We start from the raw sequence: 20,683 nt of genomic DNA on the forward strand, positions 1-20,683 counted from the left end.
CTTGGTAGATGAAAACAAAATCGTGAAAAGAGGTGTAACGCAGTTGAACATACTAGTAACAGGTGGCGCTGGGTATGTAGGCTCTCAACTCATCAGGGACTTGGGAGAGCATCCAGAGTTAGCAGGATCCAGGATAATCATCTTTGACAACATGCAAGATGAAAGATACCAATCCCTGATGAATTTACCACCAAGTGGTATCTATGACTTTGTATATGGCGATGTGCAGAACCTTGACGATCTGGTTGACGCTGTTCAAGGGTGCGATGTAGTCATACATCTTGCGGCTCTGACCAACGCAGTGGTCTCCTTCGAACGTATTCCAGAGACGGAGCGAACGAACTTTCAAGGAACCAAGAATGTTGTCGAGGCTGTTAAGAGATCTAGTACAGTCAGGCGAGTAATATATGCTTCCACATGTAGCGTCTATGGTGAGACTGCAGGGATAGTCAATGAGGAATCAGAATGTCATCCTGAAAGCCCCTATGGTGTGTACAAGCTTATGGGAGAGCAAGAGATCCTTGCCCTTCCAAATCAAACTAATGGCAGAATAAGTGGCACAGCGTTGAGACTTGCTACTGTGTTTGGTCTAAGTCCCGGACTGCGCGTGCATACCGTGGTAAACAAGTTTGCCATATATGGTGCGTTGGGTATGCCGATTACTGTACATGGTACGGGGGAGCAGAAGCGACCTTTTATACATGTAAAGGATGCCAGCTCGGCCTTTATCTTTGCTCTCTTGAATCCAGCGACTGAGAACGATGTGTTCAACGTTGTTGGTGAGAACGCCTCTGTAAATCAGGTGTTGTCTTATGTAAGACCTCGTTTCCCGAGGCTCAAAGTGGAGCGCAAGGAGGGACGCCACCTCAACCAGATCTCCTATGAAGTCGATGGGTCAAAGTTCAGGTCTCTAGGATGGAAACCTACCATCTCGGTAGAAGATGGAGTTGAGGAGTTCGCCAAGCTCTGCTCGGGCATAAATTCAGGTGTATACGCTATGGTGAAATGAGGTTATATCTTTATCCTATGCGCTGGTTGTTTTGGTTGTCCTCGCTCATGGTCGGATATACCTGGGTGGCGTATCCGTTTCTCTTGAAGCTGTTGTCTATTTTGAAATCCGAGAATAACTCTCGGCAGGTAAAAAACTGGCCTTCAATATCTATAGTAATGGCTGTTCATAACGAAGCCTCGGTCATAGAAGATTCTCTAAATGATTTGTTGGCTATGGATTATCCGTATGGGAAGCTTGAAGTCGTTGTTGTGTCTGATGGATCTACGGATGCGACCAATGAAATCGTACACAGCATATCTTCAAAGGATTCGCGGGTACGCTTGATAGCACTACGAAGATCTGGTCAGACGGCCGCCATCATACAAGGGGTTCTGGTTGCTAGGCATGAGGTGATTGTCAGGTCAGATGCTGATACGCGTCACGATAAGGATTTCCTAATCCATATAGCTAAGCATTATCTTGATCCACATATTGGATGTGTGGGTGGGGAGCTTAAGATAAGGAACACTAGTGCTTCAGGTATATCGCAGAGTGAGGGTATCTACTGGAGATATGAGATGCTACTTAGAAGGCTTGAGAGCGATGCAGGCGTGCTCTCAACAACAAGTGGTGCTGTTATGAGCTTCAGAAGGGAAATCTTCGAGCCGTTCTCTCCAGATTGTAGTGAAGATGTTGTTATACCCAAGCTTGCGATAAAGAAAGGCTATGTGATGGTACATGAGCCCAGGGCTGTGGCTTATGAGGTGATGCCATCCAGTGCAAAAGGTGAGGTAAACGCTCGACGGCGGATGGTCTCGAGAGCTCTAAGAGCTCTTTTTAGCGATGAGGGGAGTATTAACCCTCTGAGACATCCCCTACATTGGTGGGCAGTATTCTCGCACAAAGTGCTGAGATGGATGACTCCTGTATTTTTGATTCTATCTTTTGTCTCATCGATAGGTTTAAGGTCTTATAAAAGAGTTTATTCCCTAGCTTTATGGTTGCATCTTGGGTACTTTTCTATGTCTTTATGTGGTTTTCTTTTGGAAAAGGCTGGCAAAAGGGTTGGTTTGCTCTCTGCTGCCTACAGTTTCTTTGTAGCTAATCTGGCTTTTCTGTTGGGCTGGAAGGATCTGCTGCTGGGGAGAAGGATTAGGACCTACAGTTCTATGGAATGAATCGGAAGTATGAAGATAAACAGATTGTGCCTTGTAACAAGTGACTATCACTTCGTAGATGAAGATAAGATCTGTACGACCAGCGCCTTTATGAGATTTGTTCCCGAGCTGCTTGCTTTTGCTGAGAACATAGAGATTTGCTGCCCAGTACATGCCTCTGGCATTGGTGGCTTTAGTATAGAAGGCGAGCATATTCGTTATATAAAACTTCCCCCCTCAAGGACTATCGAGCAGTTCATGAAGCAGCTGCCGAGAGATCTTCTGGTTATAGTGCAGAGGATTTACCAGGGTGTTCGCAGGTCGGACTTAGTGTGGATAAATGGCCCACATCCTCTACTACCTATAACGGCTTTCGTCTGTTTATTGTTAGCAAAACCGTATGTCCTCTGGATACGAGGGGACATAATGGAAACTACCAGAGCTAAGTATGCTTCCAAAACAAAACGAGATAGTATGGCCAGAAGACTTGCAATCTATTTGGATAAAAGCATGTTATTAGCTGCTAAGAGAGGGGCGGTATTAGTAACTGGCAAAGGGCTCAGTCGATACCTTGAAGAATCCAAAAGCGCGATCATTGCTAATAGTAGTCTGGTGAAGGAATCTGATATCAGCGATTCCCCTAAGGGGGTATTGCATAATCCTGTGCGTTTACTTTGGGCGGGGCAGCTCAGGCCAGTCAAAGGTCTTGCTTATCTTCTTGAAGCGGTCAAGCTTCTAATTGATAGAGGCTTCGATGTGCATCTAACTATAGTTGGGGATGGGGAACAAGGAGACTACCTTAGGGATCTTGCGTCTAAGTTAGGTTTGAAACATGTCGTTGAGTTCCCTGGCTATGTCCCACCCGGTCCGGTGCTAAAGGCCTACTTCGACAGATCAGATATATATGTTCTACCGAGCCTTTCTGAGGGTATTCCAAAAGTGCTGCTCGAGGCTATGGCAGCTGGACTGCCCATAGTGGCGACGAAAGTGGGCGGTATACCCGATATCATAGAAGATGGGGTCAATGGTCTACTGGTAGAGCCTGGGGATGCTAGTGCTCTGGCTTTTTGTGTTCAACGCTTGATACAAGCAGATGATCTAAGGATGAGTTTATCTTCAAATGCGCTGCGTTTTGCCCGGGATCATACCGCTGAGTCTGAGATTCGAAGAATACATAAGCTGTTAATAAAGGCATATCCACTTATTTGGAGAACATCATGAAGCTAGGGGCTTTCTGGTGGTTCATAATAGATGTGTTGTGTGTGGCTGCTTCTTTTATACTCAGCTTTGCAGTGCGCGTGCCTTTTCCATATCTGGAGAGGGAGCTTCCAAGATTTATTGACCTGTTGTTCCCTCTTATAATTCTCAGAATAGCTTTATTTGCCCTTTTCGGTCTCTATAGATACATTTGGCAGAACGCTGCTTTGAGAGAAACGGTAGCTGTGGTGTCCGCTACTGTAGTGGGGTCTATAGTCGCGACCCTCTTGTTAGTATTCGTCTCCCTTCAGGACCCTATTCAGGAGTTCCCGAGAAGCGTCCTCATATTTGAAGCAGCAATCACCACCTCCCTTGTGGCAGGATATCGCTACTCCTTGCGTATCCTAGATCTACGCGATCTTGAGCCCAGGGAGGCTCATATACACGACAGACAGCAATATATACTAGATGCCAAGATCCAAGAATGGCTCTACAATGCGCCTATAGAAGTACAGATACTTTGGGCTGAGAGTCAGAAGTGGAGCCTCAAAAGAGTTCTCAAGAGAACTTTTGACATAATAGTATCTCTGACAGCCTTGTTGATATTTGCTCCTCTATTGCTGATAGTGGCAATACTAATCAAACTGGAGTCTCCTGGGCCAGTCATGGCGGATATTCCTAAGAGGGCGGGGAGGCATGGTGTACCTTTCAAGATGTATAAGTTCAGAGGTATGGTACCAAACGCACACTTACTTTTGGTAAACAACCCAGTACTGTGGGAGAAGTATAGAAGAAACAACTTCAAGCTTCTGGATGATGATCCAAGGTTGACAAGGGTAGGCAGGTTCATCCGTAAGACTAGTATCGATGAGCTTCCTAACCTTATCAATGTCTTGCATGGAGAGATGAGTATAGTGGGGCCAAGGCCTCGCTACCCCTTCGAGATCATAGCTCAGGCAGAGAGGTTTCCCGAGACAATACCTGACATACTGAAAATGTTGACAGTTAAGCCTGGTCTAACAGGCCCCTGGCAGGTAGCAGGGAGATCTAATCTCGGCTATGAGGAACGCACCAAACTAGAAGCTGAGTATGCTGAGAACCATACGCTTCTAGGAGATATAATGCTGTGTCTAGCCACCATACCGGTGGTGTTGAGGCAGGAGGGCGCTCACTAGCCCTCCTGCCGATAAGGTATTTCCGTACTTTGAATGCTCTTCTGCCAGGATCCTGCTTTGGTTATGGCATGAGCTCCTAGAATCCAAGCTTATCCTTGAGGACGGACTCGAGTTCAGAAATGCTCACCCTGTCCTGCTGCATTGTATCTCTGTCCCTTATAGTAACTGCGTTATCTTCTAGTGTCTGGAAGTCGACCGTTACGCAGTAAGGAGTTCCAATTTCGTCCTGCCGGCGGTATCTTCTACCTATACTGCCGGTCTCGTCGTAGTCGGTTACATACATGTCTGCTAGTCTGTCTCTTATCTCCCATGCTATCTTGATGAGAGGCTCCTTGCGAGATAGCGGTAGCACAGCGACCTTCACTGGAGCTATCCTTGGGTGGAATCTGAGAACTACGCGAGTGCCTTCATTGTCTGGTTCCTCATGATAGGCATCTAGAAGGAATACTAGGAATGATCTGTCTACTCCTAGTGATGGTTCGATGACGTATGGAACTATATGGCTCTTGGTCTCTTCATCGTAGTAAGTCAGCTGCTGCCCACTGACTGCCATATGGGCTTTGAGATCATAGTCAGTGCGGTTAGCGATACCCCACAATTCGTTCCATCCAAATGGATAAAGGTATTCCAAATCGGTTGTTGCCTTCGAGTAGTGAGAGAGGTCCTCCTTAGCATGCTCCTTAAGGCGCAACCTCTCTCTGGACACTCCCAGAGACACAAACCAATCTATCGCAAAGTTGCGCCAGTACTCATACCATTTGTCATCTTCGCCTGGACGTACAAAATACTCCAGTTCCATTTGTTCGAATTCTCTCGACCGGAATATGAAGTTGCCTGGGGTTATCTCGTTACGATAAGCTCTTCCTATCTGTGCTATGCCGAAGGGCAATTTCTTCCTACTAGTCATGAGCACGTTTGAGAACTGAACAAATATGGCTTGAGCTGTCTCAGGTCTTAGGTAGGCTACCGCGGCCTCGTTTTCTACTGGCCCAACGAACGTCTTGAACATGGTGTTAAATGGGCGAGGAGGCGTTAGATCTTTCGATCCGCAATTAGGACAGGAGAGTCCCTCTACTGGATTCTCTTTTCCTGCCCTCTTGTTCTCTTCGTAACCAGGAAGATGATCAGCTCTGAACCTTTGCTTGCAGTTCCTACAGTCGACCATTAGGTCGTTGAAGTTCTCGAGGTGTCCAGAAGCTTTCCATACTAGAGGATGCATTATCGTGGCTGCATCTATACCTACGACATCGTATCGGATTTGTACAACGTCGTGCCACCAGGCCTTCTTGATATTTTTCTTCATCTCTACGCCTACAGGGCCATAGTCCCAGAAAGCTGACCAGCCTCCGTAGATCTCGCTGCTGGGAAAGACGAAACCTCTCCTCTTGGCGAGAGATACGATAGTATCCATGCTCACTGTGGTTTCTGTTGTTTCCTTAGTCTCAGCCATCCTAACCTCCTAAAAATGAAAGCCAACCCCAAAAGTTGGTGGGGATGGCTAGATATCTTGCAAGTAATTTGATTTCATGCACGCTTCGTTTCTGGTTGGGGCAATGCCTTGCGCGGCATGCGCATGTAAGCAACGAAGCCTGGGGTTTTGCTGAAGGAGAACCTCATTACCTTTCCTCCATCGGGAGCATCGTACACTTTTACCACGGGAAATCCCAACTTATATGCAGAAAGTGCGATTAACCCCGTTAGCAAGGCAATAAATGGAGATCTCATTTAGCTACTTCCTCGGGTATTCTCTCTTCCCTGCTTTTGATGTCTATTATTTTCTCTGAATGAGAGTTCGACTTTATCTGTCTGTAGACCTGGGTGGTCGTTATGCTTGCATGTCCAAGCCACTCCTGTACCTGCCTCAGGTCTATTCCTCCATCGATCATATGAGCGGCAAAGGAGTGTCTGAGCGTGTGAGGTGTAATCCCTTTGATCCCAGCCTCCGAAGCATAAGCCTTGAGAATCAACCAGAAACCTTGTCTAGTGAGCCTCTGCCCTCGGTGGTTCACAAATAGTGCCTGCTCGTCTTGCCCCCTGACCAGCAAAGGTCTGGATCTCTCAAGATACACCTTGAGAACATCCACTGCTGGTTGAGACAAAGGCACCTTCCTAGTCTTTCCTCTACCTATACACTTAAGGTGGCTTTCGTCTAGATTTATATCGTCCACATTCAGGCTAACCAGCTCACTCACTCTCAGCCCGGTGCGATAAAGCACCTCGAGCATTGCTCTGTCTCTAATTCCCTCTGGGGTCTCCGAATCACTGGCAGCTGCAAGTAGCATATTGACTTCTTGCACGCTTATGGCTTTTGGCCAGTATTTCTGTACTCTTGGACTTATGAGATCACTGGCTGGATTTTGATCTACTACAGACTTGGCTACCAAGAACTGGAAGAAGCTCTTTATAGCTGCCATCTTACGCGCCTGTGTGCTTGGAGCGTAGGCCCTGTCTTGATTACCTTTTAGGTACAAGAGGTAATCCTGTATATCAGAAGAGGTTACAGCCGCCCAAGAGTCGATATGGTCCTTACCCTGAAGCCAGTCGTGGAACTGTAGTATATCGTTTTTATAGGCAGCGGTAGTGTTGTTTGAAAAATGCCTTTCCGATTCTAGATGGGATATGAACTCCTCAACACTGCTCAGTCCGTCGAACAATGGTTCTCTCCTGTTCGTGAAGTAAACCCAGAAACATTCTATCATTATGGAGTAGCGTTATAGCAAGTAAAAGTCAAGAAAACGCTACGACTTTTTATCTTGATTTATGTTTTGTAGGTGATCTAGCCAAGCCCTATAAAGTAGATTCCTGGATATACCGGTTTGTGCAGCTATCTGCTTTATGATGTCCTTAGCTTTGTTGCCGGCCCTTACTCCCTCTTCTATTCTGTCAAGATAAACAGATAAGCCTTGTTCGTCTTGACTTGCTCCTTGCGCTGCTGATGGAGCTATGACCAGTGTGTATTCTCCTTTGGGCTCAGTCTTACTCCAGTACTCTATTTCTTGAGATATGTGGGACCTGCGAAACTCTTCATGTATCTTGGTCATCTCTCTGGCTACTACTATTTGCCTGTCGCCAAGAGCGTTCAGCAAGTCTTGAAGGGTTTTTACCAATCTATGTGGAGCTTCAAACAGCACTAGAGTATATGGGCTTGTGGCGGCCTGAGCCAGGGTCTCAGCTCTTTCCTTGGAGCTTCGGGGTAGAAAGCCCAGGAATAGGAATCGGTTTGCGGGTAATCCAGATCCCATTATTGCGGTAGTTAGAGCGGATGCTCCTGGCAATGGAGTTACCTTTATACCTCTTTCCAGTGCCGCAGCTACTAGGGTCATTCCTGGATCGGATATACCTGGAGTGCCTGCATCCGTTGCGTATACAACATCCTGATCCTGAAGCATACTCAGTATCTCATCTAGCCTATAAGGGGGGGAGTGTTCGTTATAGCTTATCAGTCTACAATGTATCCCATAGTGAGACAGGAGCTTCCTTGTTATTCTGGTATCCTCTGCTACAACTACACTTACGCTTTTGAGGATCTCTAGCGCACGTAGAGTTATATCCCCTAGATTCCCTATAGGCGTGCTGGCTAGATAGAGAGTGGCCAAGGCTGTTCGACCTCGCTACTTATTTTGGTCTTTATCTAAGCTGGGTCCCCACTCTATTTCCACTTTCCCAATTCTCACTACATGGCCCGGCTCGATACCTGCGTTCTCCAGATCCTTGGTGATGCCCATGCTGTCCATCTCTCTCTCCAGGCGATTCACTGCCTCTGGATTTGTAATATCGGTCATCATTGCTATACGCTCGATCGTAGGGCCATGTACCTCCCAAGTACGCTTGCCTTTACGCTTTATTTGGTACCACCTGTGGTCTATTGGTCTAGGGCGTATGACTGCTTGTTCTTCTTGGGGTGCAAAGGTACCTATAGGGGGTGCGTTTTCCAGTATTTGAGAGAGCTGATATATCAGCTCTCTAAGTCCCTCCCTGGATGCGCCGCTAACTGGTAGTGCTTCATACCCTAGAGTCTCAACCTCCTTCTTGAAAGACTCCCATCGTTGCTGAGCTTCGGGAAGGTCAATCTTATTGAACGCTACTAGCGAAGGTTTCTCAAGAAGCTCAGGATCATAATATCTAAGCTCCTCTTTAAGAATTCTTATGGCATCCAAGGGATCCACACCATCCTGGGAAGAACCATCTACCACGAAGAGTAACACTCTCGTTCTCTCGATATGTCTGAGAAATTCGTCTCCTAAACCTGTGCCTTCATGGGCTCCTTCTACAAGTCCTGGGATATCTGCTACTACAAAGCTCTTTTCTGATCCTGGAACTTGTACCACCCCTAATACCGGTTCAAGAGTAGTGAAGGGATAATTCCCTATCTTGGGTCTTGCAGAACTTATGGCTGACAAGAGCGTACTCTTTCCCGCGTTTGGCAGCCCTACTAGTGAGACATCAGCGAGCAGTTTCAGCTCTAGCCTAAGTCGTCTCTCTTCACCTGGTTCACCCTTTTCGGCAAACCTGGGAGTCTGATATGTGCTAGTAGCAAAATGAGTGTTGCCTAATCCTCCACGCCCCCCTCGAGCCACGAGCACTTTTTGGCCAGGGGTAGAAAGATCCGCTAGCAACTCTCCTGTTTCGTCGTCATATACTACTGTGCCTACGGGTACGGGCAAAAAGAGATCTGCACCTGCTTTACCATGGCGCTTCTGCGACCTGCCGTGACCGCCTGATTCTGCTACATATCTTTTCTTAAAGGTGTAAGGGAGGAGCGTGTTCTCGCTAGGATCCGCTACAAGGTAAACAGATCCTCCTCTTCCTCCGTCTCCTCCATCTGGACCACCTTTGGGGACGAATTTCTCACGTCTTAGGCTGGCGCTGCCATTCCCCCCGTCTCCAGCTTTTACCTCTATTACTACTTGATCTACCATGCTAATTAAGATAGCAGATCTTCCAGCTGCCTTCGGAATACATCTCTGCGAAGTTTGCGCAGGGCCTTTGATTCTATCTGCCTGATCCTCTCCCTAGTTACTCCAAAGGCTCTCCCGACTTCTTCCAGAGTTCTAGGTTGTCCTACATCTAGACCAAACCTGAACCTCATCATATCTCTTTCGGGAGCTGGAACATGTAACATCACGGATGCTAGAGTTTCGCGCAGTCTTTGGTCTATCTCCCTTAGCTGTGTCTGGGTTAGCTTGTATTTAAGGCGGAAGCTTTCTTCACTCATAGGAGATCTATCTAGGTGCCCAAATCTATCGAGCAACATCTGATAGTCCTCCGGAGACAGTCTAGCTGCAACCATGTCGAGCACTCGGCTTTCAGCCTGCATGACTTGATTAGGAGGTACAGCAAGTATATGTGCTACCTCTCTGTAGGGGCGAGGCTCGCAGTCCAAGCCGAATCGCATCAGCAGGACTCCTCTCTCCCTCTCGCTCAGGTGTTTAAGTACCTGATCTATCTGATCCCTCAAGAGGGATTGTGACGCCGCGTCCATGGGAGCTGGAGCCTTATGATCTTGTATGAAGTCTCCAAGCGAGGTGTCCTCTTCCTCTCCCACAGGGTTTTCCAGAGATATGGGCTCCTGTGATATCTTCTGTACCTCTCTGATTTTTTCTACTGGAATCCCCAAGTAGTTGGCTATCTCTTGTTCTGTAGGCTCTCTCCCTACCTCTTGAGTTAACCTTCTTCTGGCCTGGGCGATTTTATTAATTGCCTCGCCCATGTGGACTGGTATGCGTATAGTACGGGCTTGGTCTGCAATGGCTCTGGTTATCGCTTGTCTAATCCACCAAGTGGCGTAGGTTGAGAACTTATATCCCTTTTGGTGCCTAAACTTTTCAACGGCTTTGATTAACCCTATGTTGCCTTCCTGTATCAAGTCTAGTAAGGTTATGCCCCTACCGGTATATTTCTTGGCTATACTGACTACCAGACGCAGATTTGCCTCTATGAGCCTCTTCCTGGCAATATCACCCTCTGCTATCCACTTGGTGATCTTGTCTTGTATATCGGCTTGATTAGCACCAAAGTGTTTTATCAAATCCGATGTGAAATCATATGGCCTATAACTAGTCCTAGCTATCTTCTCGGCAATATCTGCAGGTGCAAGCTCTTGTAGTATATGCAACCTGACTAAGGCCCAATCTATCTCAGAATAGGTGCCTTTGGATTCTGAATCTTCATCCGACTGTTCTGTGGTTTGGTCTACCCTAGATTCCAATCCTAGCTGTTGGACAACTTTTTCTATTAGTTCAACCCAGTAATCTGGAATATTATCAGCAGGGAATATATGAGCATACAATTCCTTTGCTGCCTGCAAAGAACTCTCCAGATCGGTAATGAGCTTGACAGCAAGCTGCTCGATGAATTGAGATGGATCAAGCCCATGCAGGGAAGATCGAATATTTGAGATATAATTACCTCTTTCGTTCTTTCTGGCTAGCTCTATTTCTTGTTCCTGACTTAGAAGGTTCTCCTTGCCTATCTCTCTTAGATAGAGCCTTATAGGATCATCTAAGTTTGTCCCTTCAAGATCCTCAAGATCCTCTGGATCCCGCAGGCTTTCCTCAATCTCTAGGTCGACATAATCAGCGTCACTTTCCTGATTCTTCATTCCCATGCCTGCTCTGTAAGAAGTGTCCCGGCGATTAGAAACATACTTGTAGATCTCTCCTTCCTGATCAGGAGGAGTAGATTTGGAGTTTATCGAGCCTGATATTGGTACCATCCCCTGCCCTCCATAGACTACAAGGGGCTGTTGCATATATGTTGAAGGAATTCCTAGTTTTCACGAAGTCTAGGATAAGAGGTGTTCTCGTGTCAACAGCCAGAATTTAAAGTTTACGCTTCCTTTACTTAAAATTGATGTTTTCATATGATTTCAGACCTTGAATCTTTGAAATAAGGACTTGCTGGTGGATCATATTGCCTAAGCTCAGATGCGAGCGTAGGCACCAGCTGTAGTAAACTTCTTACAGCTTCTTCATCTCCTTGTTCCATGGCCTCCTTTAGTAGTAAGGAATGTTGATGTAGTAGATCTCGCAATCTCTGCCTACGAATAAGGTTGATCTTCTTGTTTAGCTCAAGTACCTGCTCATTGCTAAATAGTTCAGGCTGAGTAGATGCTAATGCTACCAGTCTTTCAACGTGTTGTCTAAGGGATTCATCTACGCTCTCAAGTAAGCTTTCTGGTGTTAGTTTATCTTGCCCCAAAGTTTGCATTTTTTCCAAGAGCTCTTTGTTAGGGGAATTCTCCATATCATTGATGAAGTCCTCAGGTAGATTGCCCAATAGCCTGGGATATCTAATGAGCAGAGCTAGCACCATCTCTTCCTGAGATACACTATTGAGATTGATAGGAGCAGCCTCGTCTCCGCTGGGTCGTGAGGATCGTTTTCTGGCTTGGACGACGTGTAGATGTATTTCATTCTCATCTACGCCCACTAGCTTGGCGAGTCTGGATTCATAGTGGGCTCTCTCAATAGGATTACCCAAGTCGCTTATTACTGGTGCCAAATCCGCTATGGCCTGAGTTTTTCCCTGTGGAGTCTTTAGATCATAGCTTCTCTCAACTATTTCGAAAAAGTGGTCTATGACAGTTTTGGCATCCTCGATGATCCTAGACCATTCCGAAGGATCCTTGCGGATTAGAGTGTCTGGATCCTCCCCTTTGGGTAGAGTGGCTATTTTTACGAGCACTTCAAGTTTGCTATCTGAGCTTATCACTCTGCCCTTAGATCTGATCGGAATACTTCGTCTGCGGATAGAGTCCCTGAGAACTTCCCACCCTCTCAGGGCAGCTGCTTGTCCTGCGGTGTCGGCATCGAGAGCTAGGCAGATATTAGTAGCCATTTTGGATAGTAGCTTCACTTGAGAAGGTGTAATTGCTGTCCCTAGGGTAGCTACAACATTCCTAAATCCGTGTTGATGAGCGGTGATTACGTCTACGTAACCCTCTACTACCACTGCCAAGTTAGAGTCCTTGATCGCAGACTTGGCAACATCAATACCATAGATATGTTCTCCCTTTGTAAATATGGGAGTCTCTGGAGTGTTCATATACTTAGGAATGCCTTCGCCTATGGCTCTTCCACCAAAGCCAACGAACCTGCCATCTTTATCCTTGATCGGGAACATTAGACGGTCGCGGAATCGATCGTAGTATCCTCCACCTGTTCTTTCGACCGTAAGTCCTGCCTTGAATATTAACTCTTCCGAGAATCCCTTCTTCTGGAGGAACTTTGAAGTTACATCCCAAGAATCAGGCGCATAACCTAGCATCCACTCTTCCCATGTAGCAGGAGACAACCCTCTGTCTTTGAGGTAATCCCTTGCGTGCTCTGCGGCCTTTGAGTTCATAAGCAGGTGATTGAAGAGCCTAGCAGCGAGCTTATTGATCTCATATAGGGAATCAATTTCAGACTGCGGCGATTTCTCTTTGGGTTTTTCGGGTTCAAACCTGACGCCTGCCTTTTGAGCTAGCTGCTCCACTGCCTCGCGGAAGCTGAGGTTCTGCGTTTCCATAAGGAAGGATATTACGTCTCCACTTTTTCCACATCCAAAGCAGTGGTAGGTCTGACGCTCTGGGAATACTATAAAGCTTGGGGTTTTCTCCTGGTGAAAGGGACATAATGCCTTGAAGCGTGAGCCCGTACGCCTAAGCTCCACGAAAGAGCTTATTACCTCCACGATGTCGATGCGGCTCTTGATCTCCTCGATTATGGTTCTGCCGGAAGCTACCATGAGTCCCTTCCTGATAAAATAAAACCTCTAGGTTAGTAAGACCATGATTGAGGTGTAAACAGCTTTACAAAGAGATTACATGCGAATCTATCTGTCATACCTGACACGTAGTCTGCTACTGTCCAGTTGGTGTTGCTCTCCTCATTCCCCAGATATGTTCTGAACTCTTCAGGGTGGCTTGAAAAGTATTCATACAGTTTAGTTACGACCATCATGGCCTTCTGAGCTTCCTTCTCCACAGCAGGGTGCCTGTAGACGTTTTTGAACATGAAATCACGGAGTATATCTGTAGCTTTGAGTAACTTAGATTCCATTCTTATGGTTGCTGAGCTATCCCCTTCGGATATTCCCCAGCTCTCCCTAATTATGCTATGTACCATTGATTCTATGCGCTCGCCATGAGAGCTTCCAAGCACAGCGATGGCTTCCTGAGGCAAATCGTGAAAAGTAATAAGTCCTGCTCTTATTGCGTCATCGATATCGGCATTCAGATAAGCTATGGCGTCAGCCACTCTTACCACACACCCCTCAAGGGTACTGGGCATAGATATAAGGGGCTCGGATATTGACTCTTCGTGCTTGGAATGATAGGAAATACCATCGCGTACCTCCCACGTGAGGTTGAGTCCTTTCCCGTCTTTCTCGAGGACCTCCAAAACTCTTAGGCTCTGGTGGCTATGTATAAAGCCACCAGGTACTAGTGCGTCGAGAGCTCTTTCCCCTGCATGACCAAAGGGAGCGTGCCCTACATCGTGGCCTAGCGCTATGGCTTCTGTAAGATCTTCATTCAGTCTTAGTGCACGTGATATGGTTCGAGCTATCTGAGCTACTTCCAGCGTATGACTTAACCTTGTTCTGTAGTGGTCACCTGCAGGGGAAAAGAAGACCTGGGTTTTGTACTTGAGGCGACGAAAGGACTTTGAGTGTAATATTCGATCCCTATCTCTTGCGAACTCGGTCCTAGTTTCAGAAGGTTGTTCTGGGCTTTGACGCCCCTTTGAGTAAGCGCTCTTGGCGGCGAGAGGAGATAGCCTAGAGATCTCCTCCTGCTCAAGTCTTAGCCTGATGCTTTCCAAGTTTACATCTTTCATAACCATCACCTAATACCGTAAGGAAGTATAGATTTTGTCACAAGGGTATTTTGTTAGCAAGGGAGCTTTTGTAAAGATTTTTTCCTAAAGCAAGAAGGTGTGGCGAGCGCCACACCTTCTTGCAATTATCTCAGATTGAGGGTCTCAGCAATTAGGCGAAACCTAACTCAAGCTTGGCATCTTCCGACATCATCGAGGGATTCCAAGGCGGAGTCCAAACCAGCTGGACATTTACCTCCTCTACCCCAGGCAGTGAGCCAATCACCTCTTCAATCTGTTGTATGAGTATAGGCCCCACAGGGCAGCCCATAGAGGTCAAAGTCATCTCTATATCTACTTTGTTCTCCTTGACCTCCACGTTGTATACAAGCCCTAGGTCTATAATGTTTATGCCTATTTCTGGGTCATAAACATCTTTTAGGGCTTCTCTCACGATCTCTTCGTTGACCATTTTAAAACCTCGCTTGCAAAGCCTATCCGTCTAAATATTGTAACTTATTGCGCCTGGGTTGCCATCACCTTTTGTACTTCTTCAATCCTCGATTTTATCAGCTCATAGTCCGTCCTAGGGATTTTATGAACGTTGCCTTGGAAGGCAAGACGCCAATGCTCTGGAGGCCACTTCTTTGTGTACTCCATCTGCTCTACTAATTCTACTGCAGGTATGTAATTTTCTGGGTCAGCTGCCACTTCTATCTTTATTGGGAAACGATAAGGGTAGAGTTCCCCTTCTTTTTTGCTTACCCATATTGGGTCCTCGCTATATTCAGCAGTACCTGTTACCTCTGCAGTACCACCAAAGGCCATCACCCCTGTCAAGTAAAAGACGACTTTGTCACCTGGTTTGACTTGGGCTGCTTTCTTACCATGCCTACTCTTCATGCCCGCGAGATCGAAGCCTCTCGATCGGGATATCTCGAAATTTTCTGCCGAAGATACTAGCATCCAGTAGGTTACCTCTTCGCTAAAGCTCATCGTCTACGCTCCCTAATCAAATTTTTTGCAGTCTGGCCATACTTGCCAAGAGTTTCTTTGTACTGCCTGCTGCGAATCTGACCTCTACCTCCGCGTCCTCGCCTTGGATCTCCACTTTAAGAACAACCCCTTCTCCAAATTTTGGATGCCTGACTCTATCGCCAGGCTTGTATTCCTGTATTATCTTCTCCAAGTTGCTATTAGAAACGAAGTTATTGTTGCTTGAAGGAAATGGTCTATATGATTGACCGTCATAGCTACGTGCGCTACTTGTATAAGTACTACCAGATGGTGTTCTGCTCGAGGCTGTGGAAGTTAATCTTCCCGGCCCTCTTCTTCCTAGAGATGGGAGGTTGCCGTCCAACAAATCAGGTGGAATGTTTGCTAGGAATCTTGATGGCACATTAGTCTGTGTGGCTCCAAAGACATTGCGGTGAAAAGCATAGGAGATATATAACTTTTCCATGGCTCTAGTGACTCCCACATACGCGAGCCTGCATTCTTCCTCTATGTCGCTTTCCCTGTCCATGGATCGTGCATGTGGTAATAACCCCTCCTCAAAGCCTATTATAAAGACTACTTTGTACTCTAGCCCTTTGGCAGCATGGAGGGTGATTAGAGTAACTTGGTTCCCGTTGTTTTGCAGGGTATCCACATCACTTTGAAGGGCAACCTCCTGGAGGAACTCAATCAATGCCTCAGAAGTATTCATAGTCGCGTAGTCTTGCGCGATGGATATAAGGTCTCTGGCGTTTTCTAGTCTTTCAAGATCCTCTTCTGCCCCACTACTTAGGAAGGATGCATAACCACTCTTGACAAGCAATGTGTCGATTAAGTGAGGCAGTGTCAGAGTATCACTTTGCTCTCTAAGTTCATATATCAGCCCTACGAGCTGCTTAAGAGATTCTTTGGCTTTGGATTGCAGTTTGGGGGTCTCGAGGTTAGGTAGAAATGCTCCAGCCTCTTCCAAACTCTTGATGCCCAAAGCTATCTCTATAGCGTCCCACAAGGATATATGGGCTCTGGAGGCAAGATCTTCCAACGTTTTCATTGTACCTTTACCTATACCCCTTCCCGATGGGGTGTTCTCGATTATTCTGCGTAGGCTAGCGGCGTCATGCGGATTGTGTATCAACCTGAGATAAGCCAGTACGTCCTTTACCTCTCTTCTTTCGTAGAAGCGAGTACCTCCTATGATCTGATACGGGATTCTGTACCTGGAAAAAGCCTCTTCTACCGGGCGTGATTGCGAGTTGGTTCGGTACATTACTGCGAAATCCGAATAGGTGTACTCTCCTAGGGATGTAAGCCTACTTATCTCTCGTGCTATATATGAGGCTTCATCCTGCTCGTCATAAGCCTCCCTTACACGTACCAGCGCACCTCCAGATTTGTTTGTCCAAAGCCTCTTGGGACGTCTCAGGCGATTACTGCTGATTATGTGAGAAGCTACGTCCAAAATCTCTTGGTATGATCTGTAGTTTTGCTCTAGTAGTATTACCTTTGCCTCTGGGTAGTCTCTCTCAAAGTTCAGGATGTTCCTGATATCAGCTGCTCGCCAGGAGTATATACCCTGATCTTCGTCCCCTACTACGAATATGTTGCGGTGCTCCTGAGTAAGTAGGTTGATGAGCATATACTGCGCTCTATTTGTATCTTGATATTCATCTACCAGGACGTACTGCCATCTATCCCTGTACTGCTGGAGTATGTCAGGGTAGGACTTCCACAGCAGCACCACTTTCATTAGTAAGTCATCGAAGTCTACAGCCTGATTGATTTCCAGTAGCTGTTGGTATCGACGGTATACGCGTGCAGCTATCTCGTCGAAGTAGCTAGATACCCCTTGAGTGGAGTAATCTTCGGGATCCAACAATGCGCTCTTGGCGCTACTGATCCTGGCTTGTATGCTTCTGGGAGCGTACTGCTTTTCGTCCAGTCCTATCTCGTTGAGCGCTTGCTTGATCAGCCTTATCTGGTCATCGTCGTCGTAGATTACGAAGTTAGGGCTGATACCTATGGCTCCGCCATCACGCCTGAGCACACGAGAGCATATAGAGTGAAAGGTTCCCATAGTTATATTTCTGGCCTCATAGCTACCAAATGCGCCGCCTACCAATCTTTCTATGCGCTCTCGCATCTCTCTTGCTGCCTTGTTGGTAAACGTCACGGCCAATATGTTAAATGGACTAACTCCTTGAGATAGGAGGAAGGCTATTCTGTGAGTAAGGACTCTGGTTTTGCCCGATCCTGGCCCTGCCAGTACCAATACAGGACCATCTGGGGCCGTTACGGCTTCGAGCTGCTTATCATTCAGCCCTTCTAATATCGAACTATAGATGTCTGGATAGTTACTCATAGCTTGATCATTCTATCAGTATGTTAGCCTGGTTGACAGCGTCCAAGTAGGTTTGCGCGTCGAATCATGATTGAGTTAACATATATTACTGGAATTCCTCCTGAGATCTGTGATTCCAGTATCTGAGCAGAGGTGGAATATGCCTACATACGAGTATGAGTGTGTGAGTGGTGGACATAGGTTTGAGCGGTTCCAAAGTTTCTCGGAGCCTGCCATTGAGATCTGTCCGGAGTGTGGTGGTCAGGTACGCAGGGTGCTCTTTGCAGCTCCCGTTATATTTAAGGGGCCGGGGTTCTTCAGGACCGAGTCTCGTAAGAACTCGGATGGTTCTGGGGAGTCTAATAAAGACAAGAGCGAATCCTCTAACGGTTCATCCGAATCTGAAGATTAGCATCAGTCACAGATAAATCGGTGTAGATATTTACTTTGCCCGGCTCTGCCGGGCATATTTGTACCATCATGGAGGGCGAAGTGCTGTACATACACAACACACTTACTGATAGGAAAGAGGAGTTTGTACCTCTTAATCCTCCTAGCGTACTTATGTATGTGTGTGGACCTACGGTATATGGGCCAGCACATATAGGTCACGCCATGTCGTACACCGTCTTCGATATAGTGCGCAGATATTTGGAATACAAGGGTTACAAAGTAAAACATGTCCAGAACTTTACCGACGTCGACGATAAGATCATCGCGCGGTCCAATGAAGAGGGTATTAGCTGGAAGGATCTGGCGACCAGATACGAAAGGGAGTTTCTCAGGCAGATGGATAGCCTGAACATTTTGAGGGCTCATTATTATCCCCGTGCTAGCGAAGTTATACCCGAGATAATTGAGGATATACAAAGGCTTATAGCTCTAGGCTATGCTTATGTCGTTGACGGGGATGTATATTTTAGGGTTCTCAAGGATGAAGAGTACGGTGAGTTAAGTCACAGGCGTTTAGATGAGATGAGGGCAGGTGCAAGGGTCGAAGCAGATCCTCGTAAAGAGCATCCTATGGATTTCGCTCTCTGGAAGTCGGCCAAACCTGGCGAACCATATTGGGAGAGTCCATGGGGACCCGGCAGGCCCGGATGGCATATCGAGTGCACGACGATGAATCTGCGAATGCTCGGGGAGCAGATAGATATCCATGGTGGTGGAGCGGATCTCATATTCCCTCATCACGAGAATGAGATAGCCCAAAGTGAGGCTATTACGGGTAAGCACCCGTTTGTCAGGTATTGGATACACAATGGGCTCTTGCAGTTGGAAGAGGAGAAAATGGCTCGCTCAGTGGGTAATGTGCTGTCGATAGACTTTATAGTTAGACAGTATGGAGCGGATGCCTTCAGGCTATTTGTTCTGTCTTCTCATTATAGGAAGCCTCTGAACTTCTCGTTCGAGGCGCTGGAGTCGGCAAAGAGAGGAGTCATCAGGCTTTATCAGGCTATAGGCGAAGATGCAGGACCTGCTGGTTCGGAATTCAAGGACTTTCGACAGAGATTTGAGTCTGCTATGGATGATGATTTCAATACTCCTCAGGCCATAGCCGTTCTCTTTGAACTAGCAAGAGAAGTGAACGCGCTTCGGAGTGAGGGTAAAGACGCTTCTACAGCAGCGGGTCTACTTAGAGAGCTGTCGGCTTTGCTGGGGTTAAGGTTAGATTCTGTGGGTGTCGAGGCCACAGAAGCTGAGCCATTCATAGATCTGCTTGTAGGAGTCAGAGATAAGCTTCGAGCTTCCAGAATCTATGAGCTCTCGGATTACATCCGAGACAAGCTGGGAGAGCTAGGGGTAAGCGTGATGGATACCCCTGAGGGGAGTAAGTGGAGGCTAGAGAGATAAGAAAAAGGCGCGAGCAAGAGGCTGTTAGACCTTCAGGTATGGTGTATATCTACGGCCGTAATGCCGTTAGAGAGTGTCTATTAGCTGGTCGGCGGAAGGTATACAGGCTGCTTGTTGCTTATTCGCATTCTGCGTCTCAAACATTAGAGGTTATAGAATCGCTAGCTGCCAGATCTGGATTGCAGATTGAGAGGGTAGAACGTAGCGTTCTTGACAAGCTAACACATGGTGCTAATCACCAGGGAGTGGTTTTGGAGGCTTCGGATTTCAGTTATAGTTCGATTGAGGAACTGCTGGCGAATGGTTCGCTAAATGGTAAAGACATATTGATGCTGGATTCCCTTCAGGATCCACAAAATTTTGGAACCCTGCTTCGAACCGCGGAGGTGTTCGGTATTGGGGCGGTGATCATTCCTGAGCATCGATCTGTAGAGGTCACGCCAGCAGTGGTGAATGCATCTTCTGGTGCTACCGAGCATTTGAGTATATCCAAGGTAACTAATCTAGCAAGGACCGCATCCAAACTCAAGGAATATGGGTACTGGGTTTTGGGTTTGGAATATGATGAGAGCTCTAGTGTTATATGGGATGTAGACTTAAAGATACCTATATGCTTGGTGGTAGGTAGCGAAGGCAGTGGCATCAGAGAGTTGGTGCGTAAGCGCTGTGACTTGCTAGTCAAGATCCCTCAGGTGGGCAGGATCGGGTCTTTAAATGCGGCAGTTGCAGGCTCGATAGCCTTGTATGAGATCTACAAGAGCAAGCGCGCCAAGTAGACTTGACCACTCGTTCCTGTGTTACGTATAATTTGAAGCTGGCAGGCCGACGTAGCTCAGCGGTAGAGCAACTGTCTTGTAAACAGTAGGTCGTCGGTTCGAATCCGACCGTCGGCTCCTGCAAGATAAGGGTCGGTGCCGGAGTGGACAAACGGGCCTGGCTGTAAACCAGGTGGCGAAAGCCTTCGGAGGTTCGAATCCTTCCCGGCCCACCTGTAGCTATGTGCTACGGATGCCCACGTAGCTCAGGAGGTAGAGCACATTCTTGGTAAGAATGAGGTCACCGGTTCGAGTCCGGTCGTGGGCTCCAGTGCTGCATGTTTTATGCGGCCTTTTCGTATTTAATTTATCTAGAATAACAAAAACTACTAAGATCACTAAGGAGGCCTGAGGTTGGCG

18 protein-coding genes and 3 tRNA genes are annotated in these 20,683 nt (G+C 47.0%); 10 read left to right on the plus strand and 11 right to left on the minus strand.

Annotation, left to right across the window (positions count from 1 at the left end):
- The first annotated feature begins 43 nt into the window (after nt 1–43).
- The 4 genes from N2245_RS13180 to N2245_RS13195 all read left to right on the plus strand — a co-directional run bounded on the left by N2245_RS13180 (nt 44) and on the right by N2245_RS13195 (nt 4,520).
- A complete protein-coding gene (locus N2245_RS13180) occupies nt 44–1,009 on the plus strand; it encodes an NAD-dependent epimerase/dehydratase family protein (RefSeq protein WP_494537191.1) in 966 nt (321 codons plus the stop codon).
- Between the two features lie 83 nt (nt 1,010–1,092).
- Nucleotides 1,093–2,169: a glycosyltransferase gene (locus N2245_RS13185; RefSeq protein WP_494537192.1), complete on the plus strand. Its 1,077-nt coding sequence runs from the start codon at nt 1,093–1,095 to the stop codon at nt 2,167–2,169.
- A 9-nt stretch (nt 2,170–2,178) separates the two neighbouring features.
- Nucleotides 2,179–3,369 (plus strand): glycosyltransferase family 4 protein, encoded by a 1,191-nt coding sequence (locus tag N2245_RS13190; RefSeq protein ID WP_494537193.1) that lies wholly within the window; start codon nt 2,179–2,181, stop codon nt 3,367–3,369.
- Nucleotides 3,366–4,520 (plus strand): sugar transferase, encoded by a 1,155-nt coding sequence (locus N2245_RS13195; RefSeq protein WP_012875779.1) that lies wholly within the window; start codon nt 3,366–3,368, stop codon nt 4,518–4,520. The genes N2245_RS13190 and N2245_RS13195 overlap by 4 nt, the downstream gene beginning before the upstream one ends.
- A gap of 76 nt (nt 4,521–4,596) precedes the next feature.
- Here N2245_RS13195 and N2245_RS13200 read toward each other — a convergent pair whose 3' ends face one another.
- The 11 genes from N2245_RS13200 to N2245_RS13250 form a co-directional block, all read right to left on the minus strand.
- Nucleotides 4,597–5,970 (minus strand): glycine--tRNA ligase, encoded by a 1,374-nt coding sequence (locus N2245_RS13200; protein ID WP_494537194.1) that lies wholly within the window; start codon nt 5,968–5,970, stop codon nt 4,597–4,599.
- A 74-nt stretch (nt 5,971–6,044) separates the two neighbouring features.
- Complete coding sequence (locus N2245_RS13205; RefSeq protein ID WP_012875777.1) at nt 6,045–6,245, minus strand: hypothetical protein; 201 nt, start codon at nt 6,243–6,245, stop codon at nt 6,045–6,047.
- The gene (locus N2245_RS13210; RefSeq protein WP_494537195.1) at nt 6,242–7,174 is read right to left on the minus strand and encodes a site-specific tyrosine recombinase; all 933 of its coding nucleotides are present in this window, start codon (nt 7,172–7,174) and stop codon (nt 6,242–6,244) included. Before N2245_RS13210 ends, N2245_RS13205 begins: the two co-directional genes overlap by 4 nt.
- A gap of 84 nt (nt 7,175–7,258) precedes the next feature.
- On the minus strand, nt 7,259–8,116 hold the full coding sequence (gene rsmI, locus N2245_RS13215) for a 16S rRNA (cytidine(1402)-2'-O)-methyltransferase (RefSeq protein WP_494537196.1): 858 nt from the start codon (nt 8,114–8,116) through the stop codon (nt 7,259–7,261).
- 15 nt (nt 8,117–8,131) lie between these two features.
- Nucleotides 8,132–9,439, minus strand: a complete 1,308-nt coding sequence (obgE, locus tag N2245_RS13220) for a GTPase ObgE (protein WP_494537197.1) — start codon at nt 9,437–9,439, stop codon at nt 8,132–8,134.
- A gap of 5 nt (nt 9,440–9,444) precedes the next feature.
- The gene (locus tag N2245_RS13225; RefSeq protein ID WP_494537198.1) at nt 9,445–11,235 is read right to left on the minus strand and encodes a sigma-70 family RNA polymerase sigma factor; all 1,791 of its coding nucleotides are present in this window, start codon (nt 11,233–11,235) and stop codon (nt 9,445–9,447) included.
- A gap of 143 nt (nt 11,236–11,378) precedes the next feature.
- Nucleotides 11,379–13,250: a DNA primase gene (gene dnaG, locus N2245_RS13230; RefSeq protein WP_494537199.1), complete on the minus strand. Its 1,872-nt coding sequence runs from the start codon at nt 13,248–13,250 to the stop codon at nt 11,379–11,381.
- A 32-nt stretch (nt 13,251–13,282) separates the two neighbouring features.
- A complete protein-coding gene (locus tag N2245_RS13235; protein WP_494537200.1) occupies nt 13,283–14,341 on the minus strand; it encodes a deoxyguanosinetriphosphate triphosphohydrolase in 1,059 nt (352 codons plus the stop codon).
- A 151-nt stretch (nt 14,342–14,492) separates the two neighbouring features.
- Complete coding sequence (locus tag N2245_RS13240; RefSeq protein ID WP_012875770.1) at nt 14,493–14,792, minus strand: metal-sulfur cluster assembly factor; 300 nt, start codon at nt 14,790–14,792, stop codon at nt 14,493–14,495.
- A gap of 44 nt (nt 14,793–14,836) precedes the next feature.
- Nucleotides 14,837–15,316, minus strand: coding sequence for an EVE domain-containing protein (locus tag N2245_RS13245; protein ID WP_494537201.1), 480 nt, complete (start codon nt 15,314–15,316; stop codon nt 14,837–14,839).
- 16 nt (nt 15,317–15,332) lie between these two features.
- Complete coding sequence (locus tag N2245_RS13250) at nt 15,333–17,675, minus strand: ATP-dependent helicase (RefSeq protein WP_494537202.1); 2,343 nt, start codon at nt 17,673–17,675, stop codon at nt 15,333–15,335.
- Between the two features lie 139 nt (nt 17,676–17,814).
- Between N2245_RS13250 and N2245_RS13255 the strand changes: the two genes are divergently transcribed.
- The 6 genes from N2245_RS13255 to N2245_RS13280 all read left to right on the plus strand — a co-directional run bounded on the left by N2245_RS13255 (nt 17,815) and on the right by N2245_RS13280 (nt 20,594).
- Nucleotides 17,815–18,066: an FmdB family zinc ribbon protein gene (locus tag N2245_RS13255; protein ID WP_494537203.1), complete on the plus strand. Its 252-nt coding sequence runs from the start codon at nt 17,815–17,817 to the stop codon at nt 18,064–18,066.
- An 83-nt stretch (nt 18,067–18,149) separates the two neighbouring features.
- Nucleotides 18,150–19,508 (plus strand): cysteine--tRNA ligase, encoded by a 1,359-nt coding sequence (gene cysS, locus N2245_RS13260; RefSeq protein ID WP_494537205.1) that lies wholly within the window; start codon nt 18,150–18,152, stop codon nt 19,506–19,508.
- Complete coding sequence (gene rlmB, locus N2245_RS13265; protein WP_494537204.1) at nt 19,490–20,284, plus strand: 23S rRNA (guanosine(2251)-2'-O)-methyltransferase RlmB; 795 nt, start codon at nt 19,490–19,492, stop codon at nt 20,282–20,284. Before cysS ends, rlmB begins: the two co-directional genes overlap by 19 nt.
- A 45-nt stretch (nt 20,285–20,329) precedes the next feature.
- Nucleotides 20,330–20,401, plus strand: a tRNA-Thr gene (locus N2245_RS13270).
- Nucleotides 20,402–20,413: 12 nt separating this feature from the next.
- A tRNA-Tyr gene (locus tag N2245_RS13275) sits at nt 20,414–20,496 on the plus strand.
- 22 nt (nt 20,497–20,518) lie between these two features.
- A tRNA-Thr gene (locus tag N2245_RS13280) sits at nt 20,519–20,594 on the plus strand.
- Nucleotides 20,595–20,683 lie beyond the last annotated feature (89 nt).

The sequence above is a fragment of the Thermobaculum sp. T2p genome, assembly GCF_059335935.1.